The sequence below is a fragment of the Arthrobacter sp. 05L44 genome, assembly GCF_056397605.1.
Map to the genome: position 1 here is coordinate 958647 of NZ_JBFTNS010000001.1, position 14022 is coordinate 972668.

Annotated in this window: 13 protein-coding genes and 1 pseudogene; 11 read left to right on the plus strand and 3 right to left on the minus strand. The window is 65.4% G+C overall.

The genetic code is table 11. From position 1 onward, the window contains the following. Nucleotides 1-10: 10 nt before the first annotated feature. Nucleotides 11-1399 (minus strand): sigma 54-interacting transcriptional regulator, encoded by a 1389-nt coding sequence (locus tag AC1DHY_RS04430; RefSeq protein WP_476878435.1) that lies wholly within the window; start codon nt 1397-1399, stop codon nt 11-13. Between the two features lie 92 nt (nt 1400-1491). On the opposite strand from AC1DHY_RS04430, the gene AC1DHY_RS04435 reads away from it, so the two are divergent. The 5 genes from AC1DHY_RS04435 to AC1DHY_RS04455 all read left to right on the plus strand — a co-directional run bounded on the left by AC1DHY_RS04435 (nt 1492) and on the right by AC1DHY_RS04455 (nt 6080). Beyond that, entirely contained in the window at nt 1492-2166 is a 675-nt protein-coding gene (locus AC1DHY_RS04435) for an MSMEG_4193 family putative phosphomutase (RefSeq protein ID WP_476878434.1), read from the plus strand. 1 nt (nt 2167) lies between these two features. After that, nucleotides 2168-2893 carry an SCO1664 family protein gene (locus tag AC1DHY_RS04440; RefSeq protein WP_476878433.1) on the plus strand — a complete coding sequence of 242 codons (726 nt, stop codon included), beginning with the start codon at nt 2168-2170 and terminating at the stop codon, nt 2891-2893. 754 nt (nt 2894-3647) lie between these two features. Continuing rightward, a complete protein-coding gene (locus AC1DHY_RS04445) occupies nt 3648-4454 on the plus strand; it encodes a TIGR04255 family protein (RefSeq protein ID WP_476878432.1) in 807 nt (268 codons plus the stop codon). Next, nucleotides 4451-5065: a hypothetical protein gene (locus tag AC1DHY_RS04450; RefSeq protein WP_476878431.1), complete on the plus strand. Its 615-nt coding sequence runs from the start codon at nt 4451-4453 to the stop codon at nt 5063-5065. Before AC1DHY_RS04445 ends, AC1DHY_RS04450 begins: the two co-directional genes overlap by 4 nt. 100 nt (nt 5066-5165) lie before the next feature. Next, a complete protein-coding gene (locus AC1DHY_RS04455; RefSeq protein WP_476878430.1) occupies nt 5166-6080 on the plus strand; it encodes a hypothetical protein in 915 nt (304 codons plus the stop codon). Between the two features lie 93 nt (nt 6081-6173). Here AC1DHY_RS04455 and AC1DHY_RS04460 read toward each other — a convergent pair. Continuing rightward, a pseudogene (locus AC1DHY_RS04460) lies at nt 6174-6686 on the minus strand (ATP-binding cassette domain-containing protein); the annotation flags it as partial. A gap of 17 nt (nt 6687-6703) precedes the next feature. Beyond that, nucleotides 6704-7825 carry an Lrp/AsnC family transcriptional regulator gene (locus AC1DHY_RS04465; RefSeq protein ID WP_476903266.1) on the minus strand — a complete coding sequence of 374 codons (1122 nt, stop codon included), beginning with the start codon at nt 7823-7825 and terminating at the stop codon, nt 6704-6706. A 148-nt stretch (nt 7826-7973) separates the two neighbouring features. Here AC1DHY_RS04465 and AC1DHY_RS04470 point away from each other — a divergent pair, with 148 nt between their 5' ends. The 6 genes from AC1DHY_RS04470 (at nt 7974) to AC1DHY_RS04495 (ending at nt 13958) form a co-directional block, all read left to right on the plus strand. Beyond that, a complete protein-coding gene (locus AC1DHY_RS04470; protein ID WP_476903210.1) occupies nt 7974-8894 on the plus strand; it encodes a polysaccharide deacetylase family protein in 921 nt (306 codons plus the stop codon). Next, the gene (locus AC1DHY_RS04475; protein WP_476879899.1) at nt 8891-10204 is read left to right on the plus strand and encodes an MFS transporter; all 1314 of its coding nucleotides are present in this window, start codon (nt 8891-8893) and stop codon (nt 10202-10204) included. The genes AC1DHY_RS04470 and AC1DHY_RS04475 overlap by 4 nt, the downstream gene beginning before the upstream one ends. Beyond that, nucleotides 10201-11013 (plus strand): SDR family NAD(P)-dependent oxidoreductase, encoded by an 813-nt coding sequence (locus tag AC1DHY_RS04480; RefSeq protein WP_476879900.1) that lies wholly within the window; start codon nt 10201-10203, stop codon nt 11011-11013. Before AC1DHY_RS04475 ends, AC1DHY_RS04480 begins: the two co-directional genes overlap by 4 nt. After that, nucleotides 11010-12026, plus strand: a complete 1017-nt coding sequence (locus tag AC1DHY_RS04485) for a ketopantoate reductase family protein (protein WP_476879901.1) — start codon at nt 11010-11012, stop codon at nt 12024-12026. Before AC1DHY_RS04480 ends, AC1DHY_RS04485 begins: the two co-directional genes overlap by 4 nt. Beyond that, nucleotides 12023-13222 (plus strand): M20 family metallopeptidase, encoded by a 1200-nt coding sequence (locus AC1DHY_RS04490; RefSeq protein WP_476879902.1) that lies wholly within the window; start codon nt 12023-12025, stop codon nt 13220-13222. Before AC1DHY_RS04485 ends, AC1DHY_RS04490 begins: the two co-directional genes overlap by 4 nt. 130 nt (nt 13223-13352) lie before the next feature. Beyond that, a complete protein-coding gene (locus tag AC1DHY_RS04495) occupies nt 13353-13958 on the plus strand; it encodes a PadR family transcriptional regulator (RefSeq protein WP_476903211.1) in 606 nt (201 codons plus the stop codon). Nucleotides 13959-14022 lie beyond the last annotated feature (64 nt).

Below are 14022 nucleotides of genomic sequence, written 5' to 3' on the forward strand. Positions count from 1 at the left end.
CTTGGCGGAGTTACCCGTAAATGGTGGCCTCGTCGTCGGAGTCCTTGGCGATCCGGCGGGCGAGGTAGAGGCCTTCGAGGGCCAGTTCGACGGCGGCGGCGCGCTGCCCGTCGTTCTCCGCGCCCAGGCGCTCACCGATCTCGTCGTACAGGCTCGAGCCGTCGAGGGACGGGAGGCCCGCCAGGAACTCCTTGGCCGTGACCAGTTCCCCGGTGGTGACCGTGGTGTGGCCGTCCAGTGCGGCGACGAGGCCGCCCATGTCGAGGCCGTGGAAGTGCGCCCGGACGGCCTCGGCGGTGGCCATCCGCAGCAGGTGGTCCAGGATGTCCTGTTCCCGGCCCTCCTCACCGGATTCGAACTCGATCTTCCCGGCCAGGACTTCCACCGCGGCCTCGAGGTCGATGATCCGGGCCACGGCTTCGTCCTCGCCGCGCACGCTGGCCCGGCGCAGGGCAGCGGCGGCGACCGTTTCGGCGCCGGCGATCGCGAACCGTGCGGACACCCCGGAGGTCTGGTTGATCGCCGGGGACTCTCGGAGCGCCCGGGTGTAGCGGGCCAGGATCTCCAGGATGACGGGCGGGACGCCGGCCACCAGATGGCCCTCCTGCCGGATGACGGCTACCTCGTCCTCGAGCTCGATCGGGTAGTGGGTGCGGATTTCGGCGCCGAAGCGGTCCCGCAGGGGCGTGATGATCCGGCCGCGGTTGGTGTAGTCCTCCGGGTTGGCGGACGCGACCACCAGGACGTCCAGCGGCAGGCGCAGCACGTAGCCGCGGATCTGGATGTCGCGTTCCTCCATGACGTTGAGCATGGAGACCTGGATCCGCTCGGCGAGGTCGGGGAGTTCGTTGATGGCGATGATGCCGCGGTTGGAGCGTGGGACCAGGCCGTAGTGGATGGTTTCCGGGTCGCCCAGGCGGCGGCCCTCGGCCACCCGCATGGGATCGACGTCGCCGATCAGGTCCGCGACGGAGGTGTCCGGCGTCGCGAGCTTCTCGACGTAGCGTTCGGAGCGGTGCCGCCACGCCACCCGCAGCCGGTCCCCTTCGGTGAGGGCCAGGGCGCGGGAGTGCTCGGTGATGGGTTCGTAGGGGTGTTCGTTCAATTCCGAGTCCTCGATCACCGGTGACCACTCGTCCAGCAGCCCGGCCAGGGTGCGCAGCAGCCGGGTCTTGCCCTGCCCGCGTTCGCCGAGGAGGACGACGTCGTGCCCGGCCAGCAGGGCGCGTTCGAGCTGGGGCAGGACGGTCCGGCTGAAGCCGTACATCCCGGGCCAGGGGTCGCGGCCGGCGGCGAGCGCGGCCAGCAGGTTGTCGCGGATCTCGCGGCGCAGGTCCTTGTGGACGTGGCCGGAGGCGCGCAGTTCACCAACAGTGAAGATTTCGGGGCGATCACTCACTCCTCCACCGTAGACCTGTACCCGGCGGGGAATCGAGGGATTTGGTGAGATTCCTGCGCATCCGGACGCCTGGCGCAATAGGCTGGATGCTGATGGCTACAGCACCCGCAGACGAATCAGCTTCTCCTCCCGCGCCCGCACGCCCCGGCACCCTGCTGCTGCTGGTGCGCCATGGCCAGACGCCGACGACGGGCTCAGTCCTCCCCGGCCGCGCGCCGGGGCTGCACCTCTCCGACCGCGGCCGCGAGCAGGCCGAACGGGTCGCGGACCGGCTCGCCGGTTTGCCGGTAGATGCCCTTTATTCCTCGCCGCTGGAGCGCGCCTGCGAGACGGCGGAGCCGACGGCGGCGCGCACCGGACTGCCGGTGAAGCACGACGACGGGCTGCTGGAGTGCGATTTCGGCGGCTGGACCGGCTCCGCGATCGCGGACCTCGCGGCGCTGCCGGAGTGGCAGACCGTGCAGCACAGCCCGTCCCAGTTCCGCTTCCCGGACGGCGAGAGCTTCCCGGAGATGCAGTCCCGGATTGTCGGGGCGATGGAGGCCCTGTGCGCGGCCCACGCCGGCGGTGTGGTGGTGTGCTTCTCGCATGCCGACCCCATCAAGGCCGCGGTGGCCCATGCCCTGGGCACGCCGCTGGATCTGTTCCAGCGGATCATGATCAGCCCGGGCTCGGTCTCAGCCATCACGTTTGTGGAGGGCCAGGATCCCGCGGTGCACATGGTGAATTCGACGGCGGAACCGCTCAGCGGGCTGCGGGGATCCTGACGTGGCTTCCGTGGCGGGAGGGTCCGGGTCCGGTCGGGAACTGACCCTGCTCACCGAGGGCAGCATCGAGCTGCTTGGCCTCATTCCGCGCAGCAGCAACCAGACGTTCCTGGTCCAGGTCAGCTGCGGCGAGGACGAGGGGTACGCGGTCTACAAGCCGGAGGCCGGCGAACGGCCGCTCTCCGATTTCGAGCCGGGGCTCTACAAACGCGAGCGCGCCGCCTACCTCCTCAGCGAATCGCTGGGCTGGGGCTTCGTCCCGCCGACGGTGATCCGCGAGGATGCTCCGCTGGGCGTCGGGTCGCTGCAGTGGTTCATCGACTGCGACTTCCAGCAGCACTACTTCACCCTGTTCGAGGACGCCCCCGAGACCCACGCAGAACTGGCCCGGATCGCCCTATACGACTTCGTCGCCAACAACACCGACCGCAAGAGCGGCCACGTCCTCCGCGGCGACGACGGACGGATCTGGGGCATCGACCACGGGCTGTGCTTCTCCGCAGCCTTCAAGCTCCGCACCGTGATCTGGGACTTCGCCGGCGAACCCATCCCCGAAGCGCTGCTTTCGGACATTGCACCTTTAGCTGAGTCCGTGCCCGCCGAGCTGGCGGAACTGCTCGACGACGACGAAGTCACCGCCCTGCAGCGCCGCGCTAAGCGGATGCTGGTCGCTGGGTCCCTGCCGGTGGACCGGACGGGCATGCGGTATCCGTGGCCGCTGGTTTAAGGGCACGCTCGAGTTAGGTGCCGAAAACGGAGCGGTTGGAAACGACGTAGGCGAAGACGCTGCCCCGAGGTCGTCCACGAATTAGGCGAGGCCGAAGCCGCCCGTGATTTCGCCGACGTTTGCGAAGGCTGGTGAACGTCCATTCGGGCGGTTAAGTCAGGAATGCGTAACAGAATCGATTGTTATGGCGAAGACTAGCTACCGGACCCGGCGTCCCTGCGCCGCACACAACGGCGCACAGGCCCCGCCCATAGCCAGCAACAACATGCACTAGCGCCGCTTCCGTTGACTGCCGCTCAGTGCTGTAAACGCATGTGATCCGAGCGGTGTCGGCTCACGACCGAGGGGGGGTCGCGACGAGGTTCAGATAGAACTCCTATGTCGGAAGATATCCGATGGGCTGTTGGCTCCATCCAAGCAAGCGAACTCGGCTCGACCGATGGAGAGGACGGACGTTGTCCGAATAAAGGTTGAGCCTTCATCTGCAACATTTTGATCGACGCCGAAGGGGGCACGAGGAGCATGGAAGTGCACCTTTTCGGCTCCGACAGGACAGAGCAATGGAAAAGGAGAACAACGATAACGAATCAGCGGCTGAGGAAGGAGACAACGTAGCCACGTGCCCCGCGCCTCTTGGCTGAGGTGGCGTCAAGGGTGCTCTCTACGCGTGGATCGAAGAAACCATGACTCTCCTCACATAACAAGGCAGAAACAACGGGCACGTCTGGACTGCATGTGAAGTACAGTGTGAAGTATGGCGGACTACCTCTCAAACAATCCCTTCACGGGAGAGCCCGTGACAGAGACTCAGTTGACGACTGCGCCTCTAATTCTTGTTATTAGCCAGATTCGCTGGCCCCAAATAACGACAATGACGGGGGACATCAGCGATGTCGCGACTTCTTTCGGTCGTGCAGTCGCGCATGAGTACCCAATAAACAATCAGCACAAAGAGGTGCAATATCAGCTATCTCCGCAAGGCATTTCTCAGTCCCAGGGCGATGATATATATGAGTGGACGAGCACTGATGGGGACTGGAGTGTTCTCATCTCCCAGCGCTTCCTGACACTTCAGACAAGGAATTACACTAACCGACAGGATTTCTTCACACGGATGGAGTCCGCCCTGAAGAGTCTTCTGTCTATCGTAGAAATTCCAGTAATCGAAAGAATTGGATTCCGATACACTAATCGCATTTCGAAAACGGAAGACTTTGCTCGTCTTAGCGACTTGGTTGAAATACCAGCCCTTGGTTCCTCGGACTTTGGCGAATCAGTCGAAATGGTTCACACGCTAACCGAGGCAGTGTACAAAATCGACGAATCGCATCTGCGAGTCCGGTCGGCCCAACTACCGAAAGGGGCCACCATTGATCCGGTCATACCGCCGGTTGACGTGAAAAGCTGGTTACTAGATCTGGATGCATCGTCCGAGGCGAGAATTCCACTGGATCCAGTTCACAGCGTGGCTAAAGCGACAGAATTGGCCTCCCTGGCATACGCGTACTTCAGATGGGCCGTCAAGCCCGAATTCTTGGATCATTTTGGAGCCAATCGATGATGACTCAATTGGCGGCGGCCGAAAGCCCCGCTCAGCACCGCAATGAAAAGACTTATACTGAATCCAACTGGCCCGTGCAGAACCTCGGTGTTGGCTTAATTGCCCTCATGATGACGACCACAGGTGTCCCAGCTACACCTGTGCTCGATTCACAAATCATCTGCGAAGGTTTCACTGGAACCTGGCTCAGCAATGAGCGATCTGCTCGGCTGTCCGATCTATCGGCACTGGCCTCTTCCATCGCTTTCTCGACCGTTGTGGAGGGAGCGCCAAACGAATCACAGCGCCCGAGCACTGCCGAATCAGTGCGAAGACTCCACGCGGACTCTGGTCTCACTTGGGAACAACTTGCGCGTATTTTCGGTGTCTCTCGAAGGGCCGTCCACCACTGGGCCAGCGGGGGGCGAATGAATGCCCTCAACGAGGAACAATTGAGCGAGATGCAGGACGTAATCAGCCGACTTCCCAGCGGCAGTCCGGCAGAACGTCGTTCACTTATCCTTGCAACTCCCTCTGAAGGACCCAGCATCTTTGAAAAGCTCAAATCTCGGCAACCGCATTCGGCAATTCTGCAGGTCGCTGCTTACACCCCGGACCGGCTCATCGGCTGACTTGAGTAGCGGCGATGTGGCGGTCCCGTCATACGCGGATGATGGGACCGCTCAAGACGACGCGACCGTTGCAGCATGTCGTGTGCTCCGCCAAGGCGATGTGCTGGACTTCTATTCTTTGCCGATCGTCGGCGCAGACGCATTGGGGGAAGTTGCTTGTCCGCACGGCGTCGCTATCATCACTCAAACATGTGATCTCGTGCAACCCTCCAAGCCATACACCGTGGTCGCCCCGGTGGTGGAATTGGACGCGAACAAGAGTGGCATGGCTAAGAGCGGACGCATGCCCCAATACGTCCATCTTTCTGGCCTCAGCCAGGATAGCTACTTCGTTGATCTGGCACATTGCTCCACCGTGACCAAATCATCGTTGGCCCAGCGCGGGCGCCTATCATCCGGGGTAAACCCCGCCGATGCCCTCGCCGTAAGCAAATTCGCTGCCCAGGTAGGTCGGAAATTCAGTAGATTCCCCTTCCCTGATGACGTGCAGCCTTGGTTTCGGCCGCTACAGGAGAAGATCACGAAGGGGCATGGCAAGGAGTCTTCCCTGGGGCAAATCCTCCGAAAGACGGTCGATTTGAGGATTCAGTCCAACGACTGGAACTCAACCGGGATGCACCTGACTATCCACGTAATCGTGCCGTCTTCTCTCGTTCCTTCGCTGGAGGACATGGATCAGGGCGAGGCATCTCCTGAGCTCATGAACCAGCTGCGGCAAAACGGCGTACTGATCGAAGACGTGGCAAAGATTGCCGACAGACTGATGGCCCCCCAATCCAAAAAGGGGCCCGCGTACTCGGCTCCAGACAAGCACATGCTGTGGTCGGCTTTTGCGGAAGCTTTGGCTGAGGCGTGTAAGCCAAAGGAACGTGACCTACGGCCCGAAATTGCAGAAGCTGTAGCCTCGGTCACTGGCCAGCTATCCACGGATGAGGAGTTCAGCCTCTACCTTTACCTCAGGACAGAGAGCCTTGACTTGGAACATCTCTCGCCCCCAGCACCGTTGGCGAACTAAGCGATCGGCGCTATGGGAGTCCCTTTCGACGCGCCACCTCACCCCTCTGACTTCCATTCGCTCTGACACGCACTGAGCTTTTTGGCCTACACGCTAAACCCCCGCCACCGGCGCCGCAAATTGGGCCTCGTACCGCGCCGCGTACGCCCCGCCGGCCTCCAGCAGTGAAGCATGGTTCCTCTGCTCCACGGTCTGTCCGGCTTCCATCACCAGGATGAGGTCGGCGTCGCGGATGGTGGAGAGCCGGTGGGCGATAACGAACGACGTCCGGTCGCTCCTCAAAGCGCTCATCGCCTTCTGAACCAGCACCTCGGTGCGGGTGTCTACCGAAGACGTCGCCTCGTCGAGGATCAGCACCGACGGCCGGGCCAGGAACGGCCGGGCGATGGTCAGGAGCTGCTTCTCCCCCGCGGAGACGTTCCCGCCCTCGTCGTCGAGCACGGTGTCGTAACCCTGCGGCAACGACTTGACGAACCGGTCCACGTACGTGGCCTTCGCCGCCTCCAAGATCTCCGCCTCCGACGCACCGGGCCGGCCGTAGGCGATGTTGTCCCGGATGGTCCCGCCGAACAGCCAGGTGTCCTGCAGCACCATCCCCATCCGCGAGCCCCGCTGAAGCAGCCCTACCTCCTCAGCAGCCCCTCCACCTGGTCGCCGATGAACGGGCCGTTACGGTCCATCCAGTAGCGCCGCGTGACGTCGATGGCCACCCGAGTGTCCATCGACTGGATGCCCGGCAGCGCACCGATGTCACCCGTAATGAAGTCGGCCAGGCTCCCTGGATCCCGGAAGACACCATGGAACACCACGGGCGCCTGGCCGGTGACCATCGTGACCATACGGGCCGACTCATGGCCGCCCAGCTGGTCCAGCACATGCGAGATCGACTTCGGTTTGACCTGCAAGGACACCACCGCGGTGAGGGGGAAGCCCACAGCGGACGGTTCGACCTCCACCCGGGGTGAAATCGCCCCCGTACCCAGCAGCATCTGGATCGCACGGTACGCGGAAGAGCTGCTCACGTTTAGGGTCCGGGCCACCTCGGCGGCGGACGCCCGGGCGTTGCGGCCCAGCTCGGCCATGGTGCCAAATTCCAGGTCAGAAAGTTCATCGATGGAGCTTAGGGGCGGCAGGTTGACCGGAACCACATGCGCGGCCAACGCGTCGTTCTGGTCCGCCGTCAGCCGCTGGATCCGCCAGCTCTGGCCCACCCGCCGCGAATCGAGGATGAGCCGGCTTTCCACCGACCTGATCCCTGGCAGCGAGGGGATCTGGTTGCTGAGGAGATCGTTCATGTCCGTTCCCAGCAGCGGGAAAACGTCGGCGTAGATGTCGCCGGTCCCGGAGGTGGTGATGACGAACTGCACTTCGGGGAACGCCTTGAGCTGCTCCGCCACCTTGGCCGACCGCCCCGGTTCACAGCAGATCCAGAGCTGCTGCGGGTTCCCCGAAAGGATCAGCGGCCACGCGTACCGGCCGATCACCTTCATCAGCCGCTCGTTCTGCAGCCGGTTCAGCCGGCGGGTGATGGTGCTCGTCGGCACACCCAGGATCTCGGCCAGAGCGTTGGCCGGGACCCTGGGGGCGATCTGCAGGGCCGCGATGATGTCGAGGTCCGTCTCGTCGATGAGTGGAATGGTGGCCTCCGCCGGTCCGTGGTGGTGCTGCTGTGTTGACTCAAGACTACCGCCAAACGACGGATTCGGTAGGTGAAAAAACCATTCATCTAAACTTTTCTGAATGATTTTTCCATGAACCCTTGCTGCGCCACACGATCTACCCTAGGTTTGTAACTTGAGAGCTGGATCACTCTCTGAAGGCGCCGGCGGCCAGGCCGTGGTCCGCGCCGATCCTCCGCATCGTGAAGAACACGTGAAGAACAAAGGAGCGCTAGTGAACAACACCCAGTCGTGGCAATGGCCCGAATCGGAGTGGCGGGGGCATGTCAACCGCGTCCGTGCCGGGCAGTCCCTTGTTCATCCCGATCCGGCCGAACGCTGGAACGGCGGGGCCAGGGCAGCGGTCCTGTTGTCCTTCGACTCGGACCACGAGACGCCCTCGCTGCGTGATGGCGAGACCTCGCCGGGGCGGATGGCGCAGGGCGAGTACGGTGCCCGCGCCGCTGTACCCCGCATCCTGGAGCTCCTCCGCCGTTACGAGTCACCGGCGTCGTTCTACATCCCGGCCGTCTGCGCGCTGCTGCGCCCGGAAGAAGTCCCCACCTACGTGGAGCAGGGCCATGAGGTGGCCGTGCACGGCTGGATCCACGAGCGGAACACCCTGCTGACTTACGAGCAGGAACTGGACCTGCTGGGACGCGCCACGGACGTACTGCACCAGCAGGCCGGCATCCGGCCGGTGGGCATCCGGACGCCGTCGTGGGACTTTTCCGACTCCACCCTCGACGTCATCCGGGAGCTGGGATTCATCTACGACTCCTCCCTGATGGCCGACGACGAGCCCTACGAGATCCTCGCCGACGGCTCCCCCACGGGCATCATCGAGGTCCCGGTGGAGTGGATCCGGGACGACGCGCCGTACCTGATGATGGACCGCTTCACCGGGTTGCGGCCCTATATGCCGCCCCGCGATCTCCTGCAGATCTGGAAGGACGAGTTCGACGCCGCGTACGCGGAAGGCGGCGTCTTCCAGCTCACCATGCACCCCCACATCATCGGGCACCGGTCCCGGCTGATGATCCTGGCAGAACTTATGGACCACATCCGATCGCACAACGATGTGTGGATCACCACCCACGCCGACCTGGCAGCCCACGTTGCCTCCCGGCTCACCACAAGGACGACCATCTCATGACACAACAGCTGACAGTGGACGAGGTCCACGCAACCAAACTCTCACCCCAGGGCCGCAAGGCAATCGTCGCCGGCAGCATCGGCAACGCCGTCGAATGGGTGGACTGGGCCGTATATACGACCTTCTCCTCCGTGTTCGCCCACCACTTCTTCCCCAAGGGCGACCCCATCGCGGCCCTCCTGGCCACGCTCGCCATTTTCGCCGTCGGGTTCGTGATGCGGCCCGTCGGGGCCGCCATCATGGGCGCCTACGCGGACCACCACGGACGGAAGAAGGGCCTGGTCCTCACCATCGGCCTGATGGCCGGGGCCACCGCCCTGATCGGCATCGCACCCACCTACGACACTGTGGGCATCCTGTCCCCGATCGTCCTGGTGATTGCCCGGATGGTCCAGGGCTTTGCCGCCGGCGGCGAGTTCGGTTCCTCCTCGGCCTTCCTGGTCGAATCCGCCGCTCCCCGCCGCCGCGCCTTCGCCGGCTCCTGGCAGCAGGTGTCAGTGGGCGCCGGCGTCCTGCTCGCCTCCGGCATGGGCGCGATCATCACCAGCACCCTGTCCAAGGACGCGCTGGACAACTGGGGCTGGCGGCTGGCCTTCATCGTGGCCGCGCTCCTCGGCCTGGTGGGCCTGTGGCTGCGGTCGTCCGTGGAGGAGACCGAATCATTCGTCAACTCCAAGAGCCGCGCCGAAGCGTCCGGCGAAACGCGCCGCAACTCCGTCTTCACCATGTTCGTCAAGCACCCCAAAGCCACCCTGCGCGTGTTCGGCGTGACCATCGCCGGGACGCTGTTGTACTACATGTGGGTTTCCTACATGCCCACCTACGCGGCCGTCTCCACCGGCATCCCGCTGAGCCAGGCACTCCTCGCGAACTTCATCGCCGTCGGCCTGTTCCTGGTCCTGCTCCCCTTCGCCGGCCTGCTGTCCGACAAGATCGGCCGCAAACCCACCATGACCGCGTTCGCCGCCGGGTTCCTGCTCTTCTCATGGCCCGCCTTCGCCCTGCTGAACGGCAACTTCTGGATGCTGCTGCTCATCGAGGTCATCGGCATCATCCTGCTCCTGGGCTACTCGGCCAACTGCGCGGTCATCATGGCCGAACAGTTCCCCGCCGAAGTCCGGGCCACCGGCATCGGCCTGCCCTACGCCCTCGCGGTTGCCATCTTCGGCGGAACGGCCCCGTACATCACCACCTGGATGAACACCAGCGGCTACGGCGGATTCGTCTGGCTCTACTGCGCGATCGCCGCGGCAATCGGCGTCGTTGTGTACCTGACCATGCCGGAGACCAAAGGCAAGGCCCTCGATTGAGCCGCCATGCACTGATCACGGGGGCCGGCAGCGGCATCGGCCGGCAGGTGGCCCACCGGTTCGCCGGGCTTGGCTTCCGGATCACGCTGGTGGACATCAATCCCGCGGCCCTGGCCGCCGTCGCCGGGGAGTGCCGGGCAGCCGGCGCAGAGGACGCGACGGTCCTGACGGCAGACCTCGCAACCCCCGCCGGTCCGGGGGACGTGGTCGCCCGGGCCTGGGCCGAGGCTCCGGTGGACGTCCTGGTCAACTCGGCCGGGATCTATCCGGCCACGCCCTTCCTATCCCTGGACGCCGCCACCTGGGACGCGGTACAGAACCTCAACACCCGCGCTCCCCTGCTGGCCACCGTTGCCCTCGCACAGCGTGCCATCGAGGCCGGACGGGGTGCCAGTGTCGTCAACATCTCCTCCGGCGCGGCCCTGCGGGCCCGTCCCGGCGCAGCGCCGTACTCCACGTCCAAAGCCGCGCTGGAAATGGCGACGCGGGCCTCGGCCCTGGAGCTGGGGCCGCACGGCATCCGCGTGAACGCCGTCGCCCCCGGTTTCGTCACGGTCAACAGCGACGCCAACCCGGTGACGGAGGAATACGCCGCCGCCGTCTCCGGCAACCCGCTGGGGCGCCGCGGCGAACCCGACGACATTGCCCGCGCCGTCGTCTGGCTGGCCGGCCCCGAAGCCGAATGGATCACAGGTGAGACCCTGCGCGTCGACGGCGGCTCGTCCGCCGGCGCCATGAACCTGCCGCTGCACTGGCCCGCCAACGCGGCGGCGGCCCCCGACGGCAACAACACGAAAGTATCTTCATGACGGAAAACCCATACACAGTGGTCGGTGCCGGAGCTATCGGCGGCACCCTGGCCGCCCACCTCCACGCACAGGGCGTCCCGGTCCAGCTGGTCGACGCCGATCCCCTGCACGTCGCGGCCATCCGCGAGAACGGGCTGCAGATCAAGAGTCCCGCGGGGGTCCTGGCCGCGGACGTTCCCTGCTACGGCCTGGACGACGCCCCCGCCACCCTGGAGCGTGTCCTGCTGGCGGTCAAGGCCCAGGCGACCGACAGCGCCGCGGGCTGGATAGCGCCCCGGCTCAGTAGCACCGGCTACGTCGCCTCCCTGCAGAACGGCCTCAACGAGGCCACCATCGCCCTGCATGTCGGGGCCGACCGGACTGTGATCGCCTTTGTGGATCTCTTCGCCGACGTCCTCGAACCGGGTGTCATCAACGACGGCGGCATCGGCGCCATGGCGCTCGGCGAGCACACCGGGGGCACCAGCGACCGGGTGCGGCAGCTGGCCCATGACCTACGGCACTGGGGCACGCCGGCGGTCACGGACAACGTGGCCGGTTACCTCTGGTCCAAACTCGGGTTCGGGGCCATGCTCACCGCCACGGCACTGGCCGACGCCGACATGAGCGAACTGATCGACCGGCACCGGCCGGCGATGAACGAACTCGCCGCGGAGGTTTTCGATGTGGCCGCGGCCGAAGGCATCACCCTGGAAGGGTTCGATGCGTTCGACCCCTCCTGCTACACCCGGGGCGCCGACGCCGGCCGGAACGCCGGGGCAACGGACGACCTCGTCAAGTGGCTCTCCACCCAGACCAAGACCCGCTCCGGCATCTGGCGCGACATCGCGGTGCGGAAACGCCCCACCGAGGTGCCCACCCAGTACCGCCCGGTCCTGGAAATGGCCGCCAAACACCAGCTGGACGTGCCCCTGATCGAGGAGCTGGTGTCCCTCATTACGAACCTTGAAACGGGTGCCATCGCCATGGACGAAGACCACCTCACCGCACTGGACCGGAAGGCCACCCGATGACCGAGATAGAGCAACTGCCAGCCTGGGTGGCCGGCCACCGTGCCGCCCTCCTCGAGGACCTGACGGCCTACGTCTCCCGGGAAACCCCCTCGGATGACAAGGCGCTGCTGACAGCGGGCCTGGCCTGGGTGGAGGAATGGATTACGGGCCGCATCGGCACCCCCGCTGCCCGCCGCCACATCGACGGCGGGAGCTACGGCGACACCGTGGTGCTTGACTACCCCTCCGACGACGGCGGCGAGGGCTGGATTACGGCCCTCTGCCACTACGACACCGTCTGGTCCGCCGGGACACTGCGCGACTGGCCGGCGACCGTGGACGGGGACCAGTTCACCGGACCCGGCGCCTTCGACATGAAGGCCGGCCTGGTGCAGCTCGTGTGGGCCCTCCGTGCAGCGGCCGAGCTCGGCCTGCCCCGCCCCAACCTCCGGCTGGTCCTCAACGGTGACGAGGAGGTGGGAAGCCCGTCGTCGAGGTCCGTCATCGAGGCGGAAGCCGCCCGGGGCAGCGCGGTCCTGGTGTTCGAGGCCAGCGCCGCCGGCGCGTTGAAGACGGCCCGGAAAGGCGTGGGAATCTTCCGGGTCACCGCCACCGGCAAGGAAGCCCACGCCGGACTGGACCCCGAAGTTGGCGCCAGCGCCATCGACGAAATAGCGCACGTAATCGTGCAGCTGCACGCCGAAACGGACCTGGCCAAGGGAACCACCGTCAACGTAGGACTCGTGGAGGGCGGGACGCGGACCAACGTCAAGGCCGGGTCCGCTACCGCGGACCTCGACGTCCGGGTGACCTCCGAGGCTGAGGCCGGGCGGATCAACGCCGCCCTGGACGGCCTTGCGGCCCGCAGCCCGGAAGCCGCCGTCGAGGTCTCCGGCGGGTGGAACCGGCCCGTGATGCCCCGCTCCGCCGAAACGGGGCGCCTGTTCGCGAAGGCCGAGGAGGTGGCTGCCCGCTTGGGCTTTGCACTGGCGGAAACATCGGTGGGCGGGGCCAGCGACGGTAACTTCGCCGCGGCGCTGGGGCTCCCCGTCCTCGACGGACTCGGTGCCGTGGGCGACGGCGCGCACGCCCGGCACGAATGGATCAGCATCGAGGGCATGCTCGAGCGCACCGGCCTGGCCGCCGGGCTCCTTGCGGCACTACACGAGCAGGCCCGCGCAGAGGAGGACGACGCCGTCGCAGCGTTCGCTGAATAGCCGAACCGGATAGCACCGCCGGCAATTTCCCTTCGCCTCTTGTTCTTCGACACTCGCCGATATATCGTTAACTATCGCCGATTGATCGGCGATACCAACAGAACGAACGAAGCGAAAGGACGATGCCGCTATGAAAGGCATTCACGACGACAAGATTCCCGGCGGCGGACCCGCCGACGGACGGTACGGGCGCGGAAGGAGCCGGCGCGGGCCCCACGGCCACGGCGGGTTCGGACCGGGCCGCGGCTTCGGCGGCGGATTCGGTCCGGGGTTCGGCCCCGGATTCGGCCCCGGCGGTTCCCGCCGCGCCAGCAGGGGGGACGTCCGGTCGGCGATCCTCTCGCTCCTGGCCGAGGCGCCCTCGAACGGCTACGGCCTGATCAAGACCATCGCCGAGAAGACCTCCGGAGCCTGGCGCCCCAGCCCGGGTTCGGTGTACCCGACCCTGCAGCAACTCGTGGACGAGGACCTGATTGCCCCGGAGGGCGACGGCCGGCGCACCGAGTTCACGCTCACCGACGCCGGGCGGGAGTACATCGCCGCCCACGCCGAGGAGCTGGAGAACGCCTGGAACACCGAGGGTCAGGGATCGGGTCCGGCGTTCCACCAGAGCGTTGCGAAGCTGATGGGAGTCATCCACCAGTTCCGCTTCTCGGCCACAGAGGAACAGCGCACCGCGGCCATGGAGAAAATCGACGAGACCCGCCGCGCCCTCTACCTCATCCTCGCCGACTAGCAGGGGGTGTACTGGCAGGAGGGTGCCGGTGGCCGCGTTATCGTTGATCCACGACACCAATTCA

Coding starts and splice junctions, on each gene's coding strand:
- AC1DHY_RS04450 (WP_476878431.1), top strand. CDS start 4,451: ATGATGACTCAATTGGCGGCGGCCGAAAGCCCCGCTCAGCACCGCAAT.
- AC1DHY_RS04445 (WP_476878432.1), top strand. CDS start 3,648: ATGGCGGACTACCTCTCAAACAATCCCTTCACGGGAGAGCCCGTGACA.
- AC1DHY_RS04435 (WP_476878434.1), top strand. CDS start 1,492: ATGGCTACAGCACCCGCAGACGAATCAGCTTCTCCTCCCGCGCCCGCA.
- AC1DHY_RS04475 (WP_476879899.1), top strand. CDS start 8,891: ATGACACAACAGCTGACAGTGGACGAGGTCCACGCAACCAAACTCTCA.
- AC1DHY_RS04485 (WP_476879901.1), top strand. CDS start 11,010: ATGACGGAAAACCCATACACAGTGGTCGGTGCCGGAGCTATCGGCGGC.
- AC1DHY_RS04495 (WP_476903211.1), top strand. CDS start 13,353: ATGAAAGGCATTCACGACGACAAGATTCCCGGCGGCGGACCCGCCGAC.
- AC1DHY_RS04490 (WP_476879902.1), top strand. CDS start 12,023: ATGACCGAGATAGAGCAACTGCCAGCCTGGGTGGCCGGCCACCGTGCC.